We start from the raw sequence: 17340 nt of genomic DNA on the forward strand, positions 1-17340 counted from the left end.
AGCAGGCTTCTGGTTTGCCCGAAAGATTTGTTTATCTTCTCCAGAAAGCAGGCATAAACAGCGAAAGAACGGTAAACAGTTCGAGACGCCCTGTTACCATCAGGAAGCACAAATACCATTTGGAAAAAGTGGGCACATCGGCAAAATGTCCGCTTGGTCCGGTTTCGCCTAACCCGGGACCAACATTGCCCATACATGTAAGGGCAGAACCAACCGATTCTTCAAATCCCATTCCTGACAAGGATAATACAAGAAGACTCACGACGATTATTCCCAGATACAAAAATATAAATGCCAGAATTTTGGTAACTATCTCGATGGAAACAACTTGTCCGTTAAGCCTTACAGGCAGAATAGCATTTGGGTGTACTTGCCGTTTAAACTCGTTTATCGCATTCTTGAACAAAACGATGATACGTACAATCTTGATACCTCCCGATGTTGATCCGGCACAGGCGCAGAAAATCATCAACAGACAGAGGGCAAATGTATAGAACGCACCCCATGTGGTATAGTCTGCCGTGGCAAATCCCGTTGTGGTGATCGTTGAAATAACCTGAAACAAAGATGTGCGGAAGGCCTGCTCAGGATTGGCCATTTGTTTTGTGAAAAAGAGCATGGATGCAAGGGCAATCACAAATATCCCCACAATTACGGCATACCACCTGAACTCTTCGTCTCTGAACAATCTTTTGGGTACTCCTTTGAAAACAAAGTAGATGAGGGCAAAATTTGTTCCCCCTATAAACATAAACAAGCTGATGATATATTCCAGATATGGAGAATTCCAGTATGCAATGCTCGCTTGTTTGGTCGAATATCCGCCCGTTGCCATTGTTGACATGGCATGACATACAGAATCGAACAGATTCATAGGTCCCAGCCAAAGCAAGAAACACAATATTGCCGTAATGGTGATGTAGACTCCCCAGATGCGTTTTGCAATCTGGGTTACACGAGGCTGAAAACGTTCGTGCACTATGCCTGTGGTTTCGGCATCGTACAAGGCTGAAGCATTTCCTCCGATCATCGGCAATAGAGCCAATGCAAAGACGATTATCCCCATACCACCGATCCATTGGGTCATGCAACGCCAGAACAGCAGTCCGTAGGGCATTTCGTCTATATTGAGCAGTATGGAAGAGCCTGTGGTTGTGAAACCCGACACAGTTTCGAAGTATGCGTTGCTTATATCCGGAATAGCGCCACTCAGGTAGAAGGGGAGCATACCGAAAGCCGACATTATGAGCCAGCTAAGGGTAACAACAAGGAAACTTTCCCTTTTCCCTATCGGACTTTGAAAATTTTCCGTGCCGAAGATTCTGAAAAACACTCCGCTGATGATGGTTATCACCGAAGATAACAGCATGGCATCGCTGCAATCTTCCTCGTAATAAAAAGAGGTAACAGTCGCCGTCATCATAAAAATGGACTCTATTATCAATAGAAATCCAAGTGTTTTGAGAACAAAGCGAAAGTTAAATTTATTCATTTTTTCAGTTATCAGTTTTAATCCGCTAATATACTAATCAGCATTTTGAAATAGGTTCTTTTTTTATTTTACAAATTGTATTTTTCCGACAGGAACAACGCATACCGGGCGTAAGATTTTACACCCTCTACTTTCGGAGGTGTCCAAAAAGTCTTTTCTATCCCTAATCCCCTAAAGGGGACTTTTGAAACAGCTGAGAATCAGAGCCCTGTCGTCGCATGGGATTTACAATCCCATGCTTGGCTACTATCCGGATTTTAAATCCGAAAAATAATAACTTCGGGGTTACAAACCCCCGAAGAACAGAATTTGGGAACTTTTTGGACGCCTCCTTACAAAACGCACCCTACACCCGAAAATGTAATTTACGCAAAATTAAAAGAACGTTTTTGCTATAATAAATTCAAACTACTGATTAACATCAATTAAAGAACTTTTCGATATCGAGCAAGGCATCTTCCAGACAGAAAACAACAACATGATCGTAAGGTTCAACCTGAGTATCTCCGTTTATCATCATAGGCTCACCATTTCTTATCAGTCCTCCCAAAGTTACATTCTTTGGTAATGTGAGGCGTTTTATCTCTTTCTTGGTTATCCTCGAATTTGGGCGCGCCACTATTTCCGCTACATCGGCATTTGCAAATGCCAGAGATTTAACCGTAGAAACATCGGCGTTCAGAAGAAAACGGTATATGTTATTAACCGTTATCAGTTTTTTGTTGATAATGGTTCCTATGCCCAGATTTTCTGCCATTGATATGTAATCCATGTTTTCAACTTCGGCAACGGTTTTTCTCACCCCGAATTGCTTTGCAGCCAAGCATGCCAATATATTGGCTTCGGAGTTGCCTGTCACTGCAATGAAGGCATCTGTGTCGTAAATGCCTTCCTGCAACAGGAAATCGGCGTTGCGCCCGTCGTCGTTGTAAACCGTTACGTTTTTAGGTAACACTTCCAGCAACTTGTGACATTTATCCCTGTCTACCTCCAATAGCTTGATATTTGTTTTATCCGGCAAATACTGGCTTGTGCGGATAGCGATGCGGCTACCGCCCATCATCATCACATTTTTTATCTCGAAGTCTTCCTTTCCTGCCAGTTCGGGAAGTTCCTGTACAAATTCGTTTGTTGTTGCAAAGAATACAATATCGTTTTCCAGTATCTGGAAATCTCCCGTGGGAATTATTGTCCTGTTGCTACGCTTGACGGCTACGATGTGGAATTTCTTCCGTTCATTGCCCAAGTCGTAGAGATGTTTATTTACCAGCGTGGAGTTTGACCTCAACTTCACCCCTGCCACAATGATAGCACCACCACAAAGCTCGACCCAGAATCTTACCCAAGGTCGTTTTATGGCCGATACAATTTCTTTTGCAGCAAGCATTTCGGGGTATACCATGGCATGGACACCCAGCGATTCGAAGAAGTCTTTATTTTTAGGTAAAAGGTATTCGTAGTTATCTATGCGGGCAAAGGTTTTCTTTGCGCCCATGCGGGATGCAAGCATGCAGGAAGTAATGTTGACCGACTCGTCGGGGGTAACAGCAATAAACATATCTGCTCCCTTAATGCCCACTTCGTCCAAATCTTTGAGGGAAGTAGACGAACCAACCATGGTTATCATTTCCAGATTGTTGCGGAAGAAGTTCAGCTTTTCTTTGTCAGGATCCATCAGTATTACATCCTGATTTTCCATAGAAAGCAACTTTGCCAGATGCGTTCCGACGGCTCCTGCCCCTGCTATTACTATTTTCATATTATTCTGCTTTTAACACAGATAATAATTTGTTCTTTATGCCCTCTTCGTCCAGTTCACACAGCTTATTCAGTTCTTTTATTGAGCCATGCGTCACAAATTCGTCCGGCAATCCGATGCGGGTCACATCTATATCTTTATATTTATTATCTGCAAAAAATTCAAGTACGGCAGAACCTAATCCACCTGTGATAACACCATTTTCGATAGTAACAACTTTCTTGAAATTCTGTGCTATTTCTGTCAGCATTTCGGTGTCGATCGGCTTTAAGAAAATAGCGTCATAATGGGCAATAGTATAGCCTTGTTGCTCAATATCCATGATTGCTTTTCGTGCAGTGTTTCCGATTGGCCCTATCGAAACAACCGCCAAGTCTTTTCCGTCTTTCAACTTACGGCCTTTTCCTACCTTGAGAATTTTCATGGGACATTCCCAGTCGGTCAATTCGCCTTGCCCCCTCGGATAACGGATAACAAAAGGCCCGTCGTTTCCGTAGGTTGCTGTATACATGAGGTGGCGAAGATAGTGCTCGTTAAATGGAGACGCTACAACCAAATTGGGCACACATCGCATAAATGCGAGGTCGAATGCTCCGTGGTGAGTTGGTCCGTCTTCACCAACAAGCCCGGCTCTATCGAGGCACATAACAACGTGTAGCTTTTGAATTGCCACATCGTGAATCACCTGATCATAAGCTCGTTGCATAAACGAAGAATATATATTGCAGAAAGGTATCAAGCCTTCTTTTGCCAATCCGGCCGAGTAGGTTACGGCATGAGCCTCGGCAATGCCGACATCAAATGCCCGGTCGGGAAGTTCACGCATCATAATGTTCATTGACGAACCCGATGGCATGGCGGGAGTTACTCCGACAATGCGGTCGTCTTTTCTTGCCAATTCAAGCAATGTATGCCCGAAAACATCCTGATACAATTGTGGCTGATCTTTCGATTTAACAACAATACGTTCTCCTGTTTCTTTGTTAAACTTACCGGGAGCATGCCACTCGGCTGCCGACTCCTCGGCAGGTTTGTATCCTTTTCCTTTTATCGTGTGAACATGAAGTATCTTAGGGCCTTTCAGGTCTTTTATGTTATTCAAAATGCGCACCAGTCCGGGCAGGTCGTGTCCGTAGACAGGGCCAAAATAGCGGATATTGAAGCCTTCAAACATATTCTGCTGTTTGGTCAGAAGAGACTTAAGGCTATTATTGAACCGGAGAATGAAGTTTTTGCCTTTTTCCGTTATCAGGTTGTTTTTCTTGAATTTCTGATACACGTCGTAGCGCAATCGGTTGTATGTTTGCGATGTGGTCAGTTTCACCATATAGTCTCGGAAACCACCCACATTGTCGTCAATTGCCATGTCGTTATCATTCAGAATGATCAGCATGTCGTTGGGTTGCGAACTGGCATTGTTGATGGCTTCATAAGCCAACCCGCCGGTCATGGAGCCGTCTCCGATTACTGCTACTACATGCCTGTTTTCATTTTTCAGCGTAGAAGCCACAGCCATACCCAATGCTGCCGAAATGGAGTTGGAAGCATGTCCTGCAATAAAAGAATCGTATTCACTTTCTTCGGGATTCGGGAACCCCGACAAACCTCCGAATTTTCGGTTGGTGGAAAATTTATCCCGTCTGCCGGTCAATATTTTATGGCTGTATGCCTGATGCCCCACATCCCACACAATGCGGTCGAACGGAGTGTTGTAAATATAGTGCAAGGCAACGGTAAGTTCTACGGTACCCAGACTAGACCCGAAGTGTCCGGGATTGGCACACAGCTGGTCTATGATGAATGTTCTCAATTCGTCACAAACTGTCTCCAATTGTTCTATAGTAAGATTTTTTAAATCTGAAGGATAGTTTATTTGGTTTAGAAGTGAAATATTATTGCTGTTTTGTTCTGACATAGTTTTTGTTTCCGATTTAAGCAATCCATTTTTATGGATAAGCGAAAGGACAAAAATATAAAACAAACAGAACTAATCCTACACAAATTTCAGTTTTTAGTTGTTTGTGTAATGTTAATCTGCTTGTCTAGCTTTTTAACTGTTCCATGTTGGCGTTCTTAATCTTCTCTGTCATCAGTATGGTATTTTTCATGTATTCGTATTCCTGCATGAAACATTCGCTGAATATATGATCTTTTTCTATATTTTCTTCAATCTGTTTCATTGTCCAGAATTTGCCGTTCAAATTATCAAATCCCGATAACGTTTCTTCCGAATCCATACGTAATGTGTACAGGAAAACCAACCTGTTGACTTCTTCGTTCTTGTAACTGTATTTGATCAGGAATCGGAAATTCGAATCTTTTTCTTTATCCAGAATATCGGCAATACTGTTTCGGGCGGCAATATTTATTTCGTCGTTGAACATGAGATATTTTTCGAAAGGATGATCCCAAGCGCCAGTCTCAAGGTCTAATTCTTTCTTTCGGGGTTGCAGGTAAATCTGGTCTTTGTATATCAAGGCAATCCTGATGACGGGGTGCATGAACTTGTTTTTCAGCTTCAATGTTTCTGATTTTGCGATTTTCCCCGATACTTCTCCTTTTTCGTTTACGATGGGTAGCCACGATTCCTGGCTCAGTCTTCTCGAAAGCCTTATAATCTTCATGTTTTCGTAGATGATTGTTCCAATGCCGCAAAGGAAAGGAAACCATACATAACTGAACATATCTATAAATTCATATCCTGCCGACCTGTCGCGTATGTAAAGGTATATGATCATGTAGAAAAGATGCAGCGTCAGTATGTACTGTGTGAATCGTGCCGTATTGAAAAAATCGTCGAGAAATGGCTTCTGACTGTAATTTTTATTCCAGAAAAAACTCCTGATTATCTGATCTTTGAAAGCTCTGGCTATCATTAACAGACAAACGAGGTACATTTCTGTGAGAAGTATGTACAACCCTGAACTATATATGTGATTTACAAGAATTAACTTGGTGATGAGTGTAAGTAACAGAGGAAACGAAACAACCCCGAAAGTGAGAAATGATACTTTTGATTTTGCATAATATCTCAAAAAAGCCTCAACAATCAGAGCATACCCAAGGCCAATAACCAGCGACGCTACAATCTCGAGCGAGAAAGCAAAGCTCAATAGAAAAACCATAAAAGGGGTAAGCCCTAATGTGGGATTTTTCAAATATTTTTTATGTCCGCTAGTAAGCATATTGTTGTGAGGTACTTCTCAAAGAATCCTTTTTTGTACCGTATTAGTATAGATTTAGTGTATTTATCAGTTGTCATTTTTTTTGATTAGGATGTCTATTCCTGTATCAGCCTGTGTGTATTAAACAATCTTAAATCAATTTTGTTCATAATTTAAAGTGATTTATCTGCAAAATAAGATGACCTGACAAGCGGCCCGCTTTCTATGTGGCTGAATCCCATAGAAATACCGACAGTCTTGTATTCTAAAAAAATTTCAGGAGAAACGTATTCCGATACAGGAATATGCTTGCGTGTGGGTTGCAGATATTGCCCTATTGTGAGGCGTTTGCATCCTGCTTGTATAAGGTCGTTCATTAGTTCGAAAATTTCTTCTTTCTTTTCGCCTAAGCCTACCATTATGCCCGATTTCGACCTGCATCCGTTTTCTCCGATGCGTTTCAGAACTTTCAGGCTTATATCATATTTCGCTGCGCTCCGCACTTTTGGAGTAAGGGCTCTTACGGTTTCCATATTGTGCCCGATAATATCCGGCTTGGCACTGCATACCAAGTCTACAAGTTGTTCTTTGCCTTGAAAATCGGGTATCAAAACTTCGATGGTGGTTTCGGGGTTCAGCTGCCTGATGGCATGGATTGTTTCAACCCAATGCGAAGCTCCCAGATCGGGCAAGTCGTCACGGTCTACCGATGTGATGACAGCATGCTTCAATTTCATTAGTCTGATGGATTCGGCTACATGTGCCGGCTCGCTCTTGTCGAGAGGCAATGGCTTCCCTGTGAGGGTATTGCAAAACTTGCACGAGCGGGTGCATACATCTCCGGCAATCATAAAAGTGGCGGTTCCCCGCTCCCAACATTCACCCATGTTGGGGCATTTCCCGCTGGAGCATATCGTATTCAGACAATGGCTTTCCACAATCTTTTTAGTTTGTGTAAACCGCTCGTTGCCACCCAATTTTATTTTAAGCCAATCCGGCTTTTTTATTCGCTCCATGCCAAATGTATCAGTATATACTTTTTCGGTAAAAAGAATTCAAAAATAGCTTTTTATTTATGTTCTTTTGCTGAAACTGTCTAGACTTTTTCGTTTTATTTAATTTTGTCATCCTGAGAGTATCGAAGGATCTGTTTTTTTTAGATGTTTCACTACGTTCAACATGACAAAAACTCAAAAATTAAGTATAATTTAAAAAGTCTAGATGACTTTGCTATAAAAGTCAGCATTTTTAGACAAAAATATCCCTATTTCAGGTTTCTTTTCAGAAAATTTACAACATTTCCGAACAAATATGTCCTGTTTTGCTCTCCTCGCATCGAATGATCTCGATCGGGCATAACAAACATTTCGAAGTGTTTTCCTGCATTAATCAGTGCCCTTGCATACTCCATCGTATTTTGGAGGTGGACGTTGTCGTCGGCAGAGCCATGAATCAGCATCAGATTGCCTTGCAACTTGCTTGCCAGAAGTATCGGAGAACCATGATTATAACCGTTGCTGTTTTCTTGCGGGGTACGCATAAAACGTTCTGTGTAAACCGTATCGTAGAACCGCCAATCGGTTACGGGCGCAATTGCCACACCTGCCTTAAATACATTGCTCCGGCTCATGCTCATCAGCACATTGTATCCGCCAAAGCTCCATCCCCAAATGGCAATGTTGTTCGGGTCGATGTATGACAGCGAACCAAAATATTTTGCCGATTCTATCTGGTCGTCCGATTCTTTTATACCGAGATTCATATAAGTCGATTTTCCGAAGTCGGTTCCTCGTCCTCCTGTTCCCCGTCCGTCTACACAGGCCACAATAAAGCCTTGTGAAGCCAGATAATATGTCCAGTCTATATTGAAACGATCCAAAACTTCTTGCGAATAAGGACCGCTATATTGAACCATCACAAGGGGGTATTTCTTGTTCGGATTAAAATCTACAGGTTTCATTATCCAGGCGTTAAGACTGATGCCCGAATTGGAAGGTACGGTAATAAATTCTTTTTGAGGGAGTTGAGAGGATGCCAGAATGGATTTAACCTCGGCATTGTCTTCCAATGTTCGGATTTCTTTTCCCGAAGCATCATTCACCGTGATGCGGTTAGGCGTTTTAGAATCCGACCAATTGTTTACATAATATTTTCCGTTATTACTAAATTGGGCTATGTTATATCCTTCTTTCTGTGATAGTTTTGCTTTCGTTCCTTTCACCAAATCAACCTTATAAATGCTTCGGCGAAGCGGACTTTCTTCTGTGGATGAATAGAAGACTGTTTTTGCAACAGGGTCGACAGCCAACAATTCCTTGACATCAAAATTGCCCGATGTCAGCATTTTTTTCTGAACGCCTGTGTTTTCGTAAAGATAAATATGGCTGTACCCACTCCTTTCGCTGATGTAAGTAAATTGATTATCGAAAAAATGTATCGAATTCAGAAATTCAATGTTTATGTATTGCTTGCTTTTTTCTTGCAACACCATACGAGACACTGCCGAACGGGCATTGGCATAATACATGTTAAACTCGTTCTGCTCACGATTCAGAGTCATTATGGCCAGCTGGTCACCTTCCGGCAAAAAAGCTATACGTGGAATATACTCCATACCATCCGGTATATTCATCGGGCGGATTGTTTTGGAGTCGATATCGAACACGTTGCATGTTACTTTCGAGTTCTTTTCTCCTGCTTTCGGGTATTTGAATGATAGTTGCGATGGGTATAATTGTCCGTTATAGACAGGGAAAGAATATTCGGGTACTTCCGTTTCGTCGAAGCGGACAAATGCCAATAGTTTGTTGTCGGCCGAAAAATCCATGAGGTGTGTTGTCATAAGTTCTTCTTCATAAACCCAGTCCGTCGCGCCATTTATTATTTTTCCGAATGATCCGTCTTTTGTTACTTGCGACTCAGAATCGTAATCAAATTTTGCCAACCAAATATTGTTATCTACAACGAAAGCCAACATTCGCCCATCTTTTGAAAAGACAGGAGCCATTTGTTTCGATTTGTTTTCGGTGAGGGGTCGAATCAGATTGCGGCGAATGTCGTAGTAAAAATAATTGGCTTTGAAAGAGTGCCTGTAAATGCTCTCGGCATCATTATACACAATAAGCCTTTTTTCGTCGGGACTCATCTCAAAACCCTGAAAGCTATCGAACGTACAGTTTCTGGCTCGTTTTGTGTCGAACACCGTATCAACGGGCAGTCCTGTTTTGAAGGAATATTTTATTATTTTTGATTGTCTTTCATCTGGTTGATAATAAAATTCACCGTCGGCAGACGAAACAAACCCGTTTGTTCTTTGAGGAATATATTTTCCGCCTGTAATATCTTTTAAGGATAGTTTTTGCGCTGATAAAGACAGCACCGAGAAACCGATCAATATTAATGCCAATAATCTATTCATATACATCACTTTTTATTGAAACGAACAAAGATAAACATTCTTTTTTATTGAAATGGCTTGTAAAAAATTATACCTTTGGCAATTAAAGAAAATTTAGGATGAAAAAAGAAGAGAAAGACATTATATTACAAACCCTAAAAGTGGAAGAAAAGGCTCAATTATTGCCCTTCCTCATCGATCAGAAAGTACGGAAAAGCCGCAACGCAATAAAATCGCTTCTAAGCCACAAACAAGTGAAAGTGAACGGAAAGGTCGAAACTCTGTTCAATTTCGAAATTTCGGCAGGCGATGTCGTTACCATTCACAAAGCCAGTCATGCTTACGACACAAAACAACTGGATGGGGTGCAAGTGATTTTCGAAGATGAATATTTGTTGGTTGTGAGCAAAGACGCTCGATTGCTGTCAATTGCCACCGATAAAGAAAAACTGGAAACGGCATACGGTGTTGTATCAAGATATTTGCGTACGGCAAATCCCGATGCCCGTCCTTATGTGCTTCACAGGCTTGACAGGGATGTTTCGGGCTTGATGATTTATGCGAAAACGCCATTCATTCAGGAGAAAATACAGAAAAACTGGAACGATATAATCCTTGCTCAAAAATATGTTGCGGTGGTTGAAGGCAGGCCTTCGCCAACGGAAGGCACGATAGAAACATGGCTGACCGAAGATAAAAACTATGTGATGCACTCTTCCGACAGGGACAATGGTGGGCAAAAAGCGATAACACATTACAATACCCTGAAGTCTGTTCGCCGGTTTGCAATGTTGGAGATAGTAACCGAAACTGCCCGAAAAAATCAGATAAGGGTTCACATGAAACACATTGGGCACTCGATAGTGGGCGATAAAAAATATGGGGCAAGTATCAACCCGATAAAAAGAATGGCATTGCATGCTCACGAACTTGTTATAAAGCATCCTGCCACAAACGAGACAATAGTGCTTAAATCTCCCATTCCTCAGTTGATGCAAAAGTTGGTGGAACCTGTTGTTCAATAAGAGATGCGAGTCTGTATTAGAAGAACGTTTCCGGCTTTTTCCTTTCCGAATAAGACGATTCAAATTTCTTTCGAACAGCCGTATATAGCAATCCTTTGAATCTCCGTGCTTGCTTGGGGCATACAGCTATGCAACGGGCACAAGCCATACACAAATCTTTGTTTGTTTTTCTTGGATTATCCGAGGAAATGGCATTTACAGGGCATTTCTTGACACAAGTTCCGCAATTGTCACATTTTGAATCACCCGTAGGGGCGAACGGTATTTTGGATGGCTCTTTGTATGGGAAGTTTCCTTTTACTGTCAAGCTTGTGCCTTTAACGTCTTCCAAGTTCAAGAATCTTTGATAACATTGTTTGCCAAACTCTATCAACTCCTGATCGTCCGATTTATCGGGGCGGTTTTGTGCTACTCTTGGAAATATAGAATGGCGTGCGATAAAAGCTCCGGCTGCAATTGGTACAAACCCATTCTTTTCTGAAATATCTTTCAGTTCAAGCAAAGCATCATCATAGTCTCTGTTGCCATAGACACATACAACAACAGCTGGCGTATCTTTTCCTTTTATCTTGTCCAAAATATCTACAGCGTGGGCAGGAACACGTCCGGCATAAACGGGGATACCTAATATTACCAGTTCATCCCTCCCAAAAGACAATGGTTCTTTTATGCCTTGCGTTATATCATGCTCTTTGACCGGAACATTCAAATTATCGGCAATGACACGAAGCGTTTTCCTTGTTGAAAACGCAGGACTATAATAAACAAGGTGTATTCTTTCCATACTGTTTTTTTTGACCTTTAAACTTATTGCTTTCGAGATTGTTTCTAAAATTAGACATAAAATTTTAAATAGAATGGAAGAAGATAAAAAAAAGCAAGATAACAGAATATCGTCGGACGAGAATGCCCGTGCAGAGGCAAAGAACCTGATATATCAAAAAGAGAATATAGAAAGGGATGAAGAGCGTTACACAGCGGAAGAAGTTTCGGACGAAAAAGTGGAGGATGTGAATAAAAAACTCAGTCCCGACAAAGAAAGCATGGACAGCAGAGGCTGATGTAGAAGTTTCTGCAATTTCAATTGTGTCCCTCCCTGCTAATGGTGAGGGATTTTTTGTTTACACAACAAAAAACAGAAAAATTACAGAATCTTATTATCTTTGCTATCCAACGTAACACACATTCTACCATGAATATTCATTGCAAACTTATTTTCTTCGCCTTTTTGCTTCTTCCGGTTTGCTCTTTTTCTCAAGGCAAAAACATTCAAGATAAATGGTATACCTTGAAGTTCGAAGACCATAAAGGATATATGCACTATGTGGTGAACGAATATGCCGATGAATATGAGATATTGATGGAACTGAGGATGGCAGAAGGTGGTATTTTCGCTTTCGATGCAAAGATAACCAACGAAAAAGATAGCTTCCTGACAACGAAAACTGCGAGAATAGATGTGGGTAAAAGGAATTACCGTCATACACTGGTGGGAACCGTGAAAAAGTTGGATAATAGCTTGTTGCAATGGGAAATAACTGCAGACAAGATAGAACGCATTATAACATCGGAATATCCTACCGTTGATATGTATTCTTCTTTTTTCTTACTGACAAAACTCAATTATCACACAAAAGGAAAAATCTTGAATTTCAACATGATGGATATTAAAAATATATCTTGCGACAACAATGTCAGTTTTGAATATACGGAGGATGAAAAAATTCAACTTGGAAACAAAAATGTTTTAGCAAAAAAGGTGGTGATAGAGGGTTATGGTTCAAACCGCCCTGCGTTTTGGTTAAACAATACTAATGAGGTGGTTAAGATCAGAATAGATGATATAGATATGATCTTGTGTAAAAAGGAAGATATAAACTTAAACGAATTTCAATAACAGAGACTATGAAAAGATATTTCGCAACACTGTGCGCCTTACTGTTCATCGCAGCAAGTGTTTATTCGCAGGAACAGAAAGTAAGCCTGCTGTTTGCAGGTGATGCCATGCAACACCAACGGCAGTTGGATGCAGCCAAAACCAAAACAGGCTACGATTATTCGTCATACTACCAACACATTAAAGATGAAGTCAGCGCGGTTGATATAGCGGTTGTGAATCTGGAAACAACTTTGCCGGGAAAAAATTATACAGGATATCCGAAATTCGGGTCGCCCGACAGCTTTGCCTTTGCCCTGAAAGATGCAGGATTTGACATTTTCCTCACCGCAAACAACCACTCGGCAGATAAAGGAAAGCTGGGTATAGAGCGTACATTAGATATATTGGATTCGATAGGCGTGAAGCACTTGGGCACGTACAAAGATCAAAAGCACAAGGATAACAGCTACCCTTTGCTTGTTGTGAAAAATGGCATTCGCATAGCCATGCTTAACTATTCGTACGACACCAACGGGATGCCCGTTCCTGCGCCCAATATTGTGAATCTTATCAATAAGAAGCAGATATTGAGGGATATCGAATTATGCAAAATAATGAAAGCCGATATCATCGTAGCCAATATGCACTGGGGCGAAGAATATAAACTGAAGAACAATAAAACACAGGCCGGCTTGGCTCAATTCTTGATTGACAATGGTGTGCAGCTTGTAATTGGAGGGCACCCTCATGTTGTGCAGCCAATAGATATAAGGAAGGCAGGAGACTCTATCGAAAACATTGTAGTTTATTCTATGGGCAATCTGGTTTCGGGTATGCGTGTGGTGAATACGGACGGGGGAATGATGGTAAAAATAGAGATCAGCAAAGAGAGTGAAGATGCCCCTGTGAAGATTGACAATTGCTCCTATTCTTTGGTATTTGTGCATAAACCTGTCGAAAACGGGCGGGCAATGTATCAATTAATCCCAGTGGAAAAATATAATAACGAAGAGGGTAAAGCATTTATGGGAGCCGAAGCATTTGGCAAGATGGAGGTATTTTATAAAAACGCAAAGGCTGCGGTTGAAAGCTTATGGAATAAGCAAAATTAACCTTTTGTTATACAACAACTTGAACATTATATTTCTATATTTGTTCAATATACATAATACTTTAAAAACTATAATTGTTATGGGAAAATTTGAAATCTCTTTAAGAAAGAATGGTGAATTTCAGTTCAATTTGAAAGCCACTAACGGACAAGTTATTTTAAGCAGCGAAGGCTATACAACAAAAGCCAACTGCAAAAACGGAATCGAATCGGTAAAGAAAAACGGACCGATAGATGAACGTTACGAAAGAAAAGAGTCGAAAAACGGAAAATGGTATTTCAATCTGAAAGCCACTAACGGACAAATCATCGGCACGAGCGAAATGTATGAAAGTGTTGCGGGCAGGGACAATGGCATCGAGTCTGTTAAGAAAAATGCGCCGGATGCAGACACAGTGGATTTAACAGAGAATTAAGTAAAACTGATATTGAAAAAGAGGCACAAGTAAAAGACTTGTGCTTTTTTAGTTTCGGATGTTATCGAAATCTTATCTTTGCAATATGAATTATGATATTGACGATTTATACTATAAAGCTGTCGACTTGCTGAAAGAAATGATTTCAATCCCATCTTTCAGCAGGGAAGAAAAGCAAGTGGCCGACATGCTCGAAACCTACATGAGCAGCCATGGCTATTCTGTTGGAAGGATAGGAAATAATCTGTGGATGAAGTCGAAGTGTTTTGATGAATCAAAGCCAATCATCCTGCTCAATTCTCATATAGATACGGTGAAACCTGTATCAGGGTGGACAAAAGAACCCTTTATCCCCAGTGCGGACGATGATATTTTATACGGTTTAGGAAGCAATGACGCAGGGGCAAGTGTTGTTTCACTGATTCATTCTTTTTTTCTCCTCGACCAAAAAACGCAAAGCTATAATCTCATATTTCTGGCATCTTGCGAAGAAGAGGTTTCCGGCAAAAACGGCATCGAATTGGCTCTTAATGAATTGCCTGTGCCAACTTTTGCCATTGTTGGCGAACCCACGGGAATGCAACCCGCCATTGCAGAAAAAGGCTTGATGGTATTGGATTGTACTTCGTATGGCAAATCGGGGCATGCGGCACGTAATGAGGGCGAAAATGCCATCTATAAGGCTATGCAAGATATAGAATGGTTCAGGACTTTTCAATTTCCGGAAGATAGCGAAATGCTCGGAAGCGTGAAGATGACAGTAACCATGATAAACTCAGGAACCCAACACAATGTTGTACCTGATAAATGTGAATTTGTTGTAGATATACGCTCCAACGAATTATATAGCAATCAGCAAATATTTGAGCTGATAAATAAACATACAGAATGTGAAGTAAAGGCACGCTCATTCAGACTTAATTCGTCCGGCATCGCAATTGAAAACCCTTTTGTGCAAAGGGCGATAATGATGGGGCGTAAACCTTTTGGCTCCCCGACTCTATCCGATCAGGCTTTGATGAATTTTCCATCGGTGAAAATCGGTCCGGGAGATTCTGCCCGGTCACATACGGCAGATGAATATATACTATTAAGTGAAATTCGTGAAGCTATCGAATTCTATGTAAAACTTTTAGATGGTTTAAGAATCTGATTCAAAAAAAGACATAAAATGAAGCTCTCTGTTATTATTGTAAACTATAACGTAAAATATTTTCTGGAACAATGTTTACTTTCTGTCTACGAATCAAAAACAGATTTCGAGATGGAGGTCATTGTGGTAGACAATAACTCTACAGATAATTCGCAACAATATATAACAGAACGGTTTCCGCAAACACATTATATACAAAACACAGATAATCCCGGATTTTCAAAAGCCAATAACCAAGCCATCAAGATAAGCAGAGGAGAGTATGTGCTTCTTCTAAATCCAGATACAGTCGTTGGTGAAAATGTTTTGCAAAACATTTGCCGATTCATGGATATCCATCCTGAATCGGGAGCTATTGGCGTAAAAATGATAAACGGATCTGGACAGTTTCTTCCTGAATCAAAAAGAGGATTCCCTTCTCCATGGAATTCTTTTTGTAAAATATTCGGGCTAACTAAACTGTTTCCTAAATCTAAAGTATTCGGGAAATACCATCTTCGATATCTTGACGAAAATAAAACACACAAAGTTGATGTTTTGGCAGGTGCTTTCATGATGTTACGTAAATCGGTCATTGATAAGGCAGGATACTTAGATGAAACTTTTTTCATGTATGGGGAAGATATTGATTTATCGTACCGGATAGTAAAAGCCGGATATAAAAATTATTATCTGCCCGAGAAAATTATTCACTATAAGGGTGAAAGTACAAGTAAAGACGAAATGAAGTATGTAAAAGTCTTCTATCAGGCAATGTTCATTTTCTTCAAAAAGCACTACCCCAATTATGGGAAAATATACTCCTTCTTTATTTCTTCCGGTATATGGCTAAGAGCTTCCGTTTCTGCCCTTAGGCGATTAATTGGTATTAAAAGCGAAGAATTGCCCAATGATAATATAGTTTTACTCGACCACACATCTTTGTCGTACGAAGAAATTATTTCGATAATGGACTCGAACAAACAGAAAGATATACAATATCATATCTATTCTCCAAAATCAGGTATGACTATAGGAGCACACTTTGCTCAAAAAAAAGAAGAGAAGACCAACTTTTAATTTATCTTTGCACACCAAAGAGAAATAACTAACTAACATTATGAGAATATTGATATTAGGAGCAGGAAAGATGGGGTCTTTCTTTGCAGATGTGTTGAGTTTCGATCACGAGTTGGCGGTTTTTGATGTAGATCCTCAAAAATTGAGATTTACGTACAATACTGTCAGGATGAGCGACCCGAAAGAAATTACGGAGTTCGATCCTGAGTTGGTTTTGAACGCATCCACAATAAAATATACGATTGACGCTTTCAAGTTGATATTGCCGTATATAAGCGAAACTTGTATAATATCGGATATAGCATCCGTGAAAACAGGATTGGAAGATTTCTATAAATCCGTTAAGCAACCTTTTGCCTCTTCCCACCCTATGTTCGGCCCCACTTTTGCCGATCTGCGTGACTTGAGCACTCAGAATGCCATTGTTATATCAGAATCGAGCGAAAAGGGGAAACAATTTTTCTTAGACTTATACAATAAGCTGAACTTGAATGTTTTTGAATACACATTCGACGAACATGACCAGACTATTGCTTATTCCCTGTCCATACCTTTTGCGTCTACTCTTGTTTTTGCTTCGGTTATGAAGCATCAGGAAGCTCCGGGTACAACATTCAAAAAGCACATGGACATTACCAAAGGACTTCTTTCGGAAGATGATTATCTGCTGACCGAAATCCTTTTCAACCCTTACACCCCCCAACAAGTGGAACAAATAAGGGCAGAACTGGCACATCTGCTGACTATAATAGAGAAAAAAGATTCGGCAGAAATGAAACAATTCCTAACACAATTGAGGAAAAAAATAGGATGAAAACAGAGGTAAAAGTTTGTATATCAAAAAATAACTTTTACCTTTGCACCCACATTTAATTTTATATAATA

The 17340-nt window shown here is 40.5% G+C and carries 15 protein-coding genes; 8 read left to right on the forward strand and 7 right to left on the reverse strand.

The annotated features are described in order from the left end of the window. Window positions 1-31: 31 nt before the first annotated feature. The 6 genes from D0T56_RS01680 to D0T56_RS01705 all read right to left on the reverse strand — a co-directional run bounded on the left by D0T56_RS01680 (window position 32) and on the right by D0T56_RS01705 (window position 9833). Entirely contained in the window at window positions 32-1492 is a 1461-nt protein-coding gene (locus tag D0T56_RS01680) for a TrkH family potassium uptake protein (protein ID WP_163318410.1), read from the reverse strand. A 421-nt stretch (window positions 1493-1913) separates the two neighbouring features. Continuing rightward, window positions 1914-3251, reverse strand: a complete 1338-nt coding sequence (trkA, locus tag D0T56_RS01685) for a Trk system potassium transporter TrkA (RefSeq protein WP_163318411.1) — start codon at window positions 3249-3251, stop codon at window positions 1914-1916. Window position 3252: 1 nt separating this feature from the next. Next, a complete protein-coding gene (gene dxs, locus D0T56_RS01690) occupies window positions 3253-5166 on the reverse strand; it encodes a 1-deoxy-D-xylulose-5-phosphate synthase (RefSeq protein ID WP_163318412.1) in 1914 nt (637 codons plus the stop codon). 127 nt (window positions 5167-5293) lie between these two features. Beyond that, on the reverse strand, window positions 5294-6436 hold the full coding sequence (locus D0T56_RS01695) for a hypothetical protein (RefSeq protein ID WP_163318413.1): 1143 nt from the start codon (window positions 6434-6436) through the stop codon (window positions 5294-5296). Window positions 6437-6588: 152 nt separating this feature from the next. Further along, entirely contained in the window at window positions 6589-7431 is an 843-nt protein-coding gene (gene lipA, locus D0T56_RS01700) for a lipoyl synthase (RefSeq protein WP_163318414.1), read from the reverse strand. A gap of 248 nt (window positions 7432-7679) precedes the next feature. Next, on the reverse strand, window positions 7680-9833 hold the full coding sequence (locus D0T56_RS01705; protein ID WP_163318415.1) for a S9 family peptidase: 2154 nt from the start codon (window positions 9831-9833) through the stop codon (window positions 7680-7682). 98 nt (window positions 9834-9931) lie between these two features. Between D0T56_RS01705 and D0T56_RS01710 the strand changes: the two genes are divergently transcribed. After that, window positions 9932-10837 (forward strand): RluA family pseudouridine synthase, encoded by a 906-nt coding sequence (locus D0T56_RS01710; RefSeq protein ID WP_163318416.1) that lies wholly within the window; start codon window positions 9932-9934, stop codon window positions 10835-10837. A 16-nt stretch (window positions 10838-10853) separates the two neighbouring features. Here the strand turns inward: D0T56_RS01710 and D0T56_RS01715 are convergent, their stop codons facing one another. Further along, window positions 10854-11621 carry a 4Fe-4S binding protein gene (locus D0T56_RS01715; protein ID WP_163318417.1) on the reverse strand — a complete coding sequence of 256 codons (768 nt, stop codon included), beginning with the start codon at window positions 11619-11621 and terminating at the stop codon, window positions 10854-10856. A gap of 73 nt (window positions 11622-11694) precedes the next feature. On the opposite strand from D0T56_RS01715, the gene D0T56_RS01720 reads away from it, so the two are divergent. From D0T56_RS01720 to D0T56_RS01750, 7 genes are all read left to right on the forward strand, one after another. Continuing rightward, on the forward strand, window positions 11695-11898 hold the full coding sequence (locus D0T56_RS01720) for a hypothetical protein (RefSeq protein WP_163318418.1): 204 nt from the start codon (window positions 11695-11697) through the stop codon (window positions 11896-11898). Window positions 11899-12029: 131 nt separating this feature from the next. Further along, window positions 12030-12734, forward strand: coding sequence for a hypothetical protein (locus D0T56_RS01725; protein ID WP_163318419.1), 705 nt, complete (start codon window positions 12030-12032; stop codon window positions 12732-12734). An 8-nt stretch (window positions 12735-12742) separates the two neighbouring features. Further along, on the forward strand, window positions 12743-13828 hold the full coding sequence (locus D0T56_RS01730) for a CapA family protein (protein WP_163318420.1): 1086 nt from the start codon (window positions 12743-12745) through the stop codon (window positions 13826-13828). 79 nt (window positions 13829-13907) lie between these two features. Then, a complete protein-coding gene (locus tag D0T56_RS01735) occupies window positions 13908-14243 on the forward strand; it encodes a YegP family protein (protein ID WP_163318421.1) in 336 nt (111 codons plus the stop codon). An 85-nt stretch (window positions 14244-14328) separates the two neighbouring features. After that, window positions 14329-15396, forward strand: a complete 1068-nt coding sequence (locus tag D0T56_RS01740; protein WP_163318422.1) for a M20 family metallo-hydrolase — start codon at window positions 14329-14331, stop codon at window positions 15394-15396. Window positions 15397-15414: 18 nt separating this feature from the next. Continuing rightward, on the forward strand, window positions 15415-16455 hold the full coding sequence (locus tag D0T56_RS01745; protein ID WP_163318423.1) for a glycosyltransferase family 2 protein: 1041 nt from the start codon (window positions 15415-15417) through the stop codon (window positions 16453-16455). Between the two features lie 40 nt (window positions 16456-16495). Continuing rightward, the gene (locus D0T56_RS01750; RefSeq protein WP_163318424.1) at window positions 16496-17269 is read left to right on the forward strand and encodes a prephenate dehydrogenase/arogenate dehydrogenase family protein; all 774 of its coding nucleotides are present in this window, start codon (window positions 16496-16498) and stop codon (window positions 17267-17269) included. Window positions 17270-17340 lie beyond the last annotated feature (71 nt).

The sequence above is a fragment of the Dysgonomonas sp. 520 genome (assembly GCF_010501095.1).
Taxonomy (GTDB): domain Bacteria; phylum Bacteroidota; class Bacteroidia; order Bacteroidales; family Dysgonomonadaceae; genus QVMP01.

Bases quoted from the DNA above. Each gene is read 5' to 3' on its own strand.
- D0T56_RS01680 (WP_163318410.1), bottom strand. From the start codon at position 1,492: ATGAATAAATTTAACTTTCGCTTTGTTCTCAAAACACTTGGATTTCTA.
- trkA (WP_163318411.1), bottom strand. From the start codon at position 3,251: ATGAAAATAGTAATAGCAGGGGCAGGAGCCGTCGGAACGCATCTGGCA.
- dxs (WP_163318412.1), bottom strand. From the start codon at position 5,166: ATGTCAGAACAAAACAGCAATAATATTTCACTTCTAAACCAAATAAAC.
- D0T56_RS01695 (WP_163318413.1), bottom strand. From the start codon at position 6,436: ATGCTTACTAGCGGACATAAAAAATATTTGAAAAATCCCACATTAGGG.
- lipA (WP_163318414.1), bottom strand. From the start codon at position 7,431: ATGGAGCGAATAAAAAAGCCGGATTGGCTTAAAATAAAATTGGGTGGC.
- D0T56_RS01705 (WP_163318415.1), bottom strand. From the start codon at position 9,833: ATGAATAGATTATTGGCATTAATATTGATCGGTTTCTCGGTGCTGTCT.
- D0T56_RS01710 (WP_163318416.1), top strand. From the start codon at position 9,932: ATGAAAAAAGAAGAGAAAGACATTATATTACAAACCCTAAAAGTGGAA.
- D0T56_RS01715 (WP_163318417.1), bottom strand. From the start codon at position 11,621: ATGGAAAGAATACACCTTGTTTATTATAGTCCTGCGTTTTCAACAAGG.
- D0T56_RS01720 (WP_163318418.1), top strand. From the start codon at position 11,695: ATGGAAGAAGATAAAAAAAAGCAAGATAACAGAATATCGTCGGACGAG.
- D0T56_RS01725 (WP_163318419.1), top strand. From the start codon at position 12,030: ATGAATATTCATTGCAAACTTATTTTCTTCGCCTTTTTGCTTCTTCCG.
- D0T56_RS01730 (WP_163318420.1), top strand. From the start codon at position 12,743: ATGAAAAGATATTTCGCAACACTGTGCGCCTTACTGTTCATCGCAGCA.
- D0T56_RS01735 (WP_163318421.1), top strand. From the start codon at position 13,908: ATGGGAAAATTTGAAATCTCTTTAAGAAAGAATGGTGAATTTCAGTTC.
- D0T56_RS01740 (WP_163318422.1), top strand. From the start codon at position 14,329: ATGAATTATGATATTGACGATTTATACTATAAAGCTGTCGACTTGCTG.
- D0T56_RS01745 (WP_163318423.1), top strand. From the start codon at position 15,415: ATGAAGCTCTCTGTTATTATTGTAAACTATAACGTAAAATATTTTCTG.
- D0T56_RS01750 (WP_163318424.1), top strand. From the start codon at position 16,496: ATGAGAATATTGATATTAGGAGCAGGAAAGATGGGGTCTTTCTTTGCA.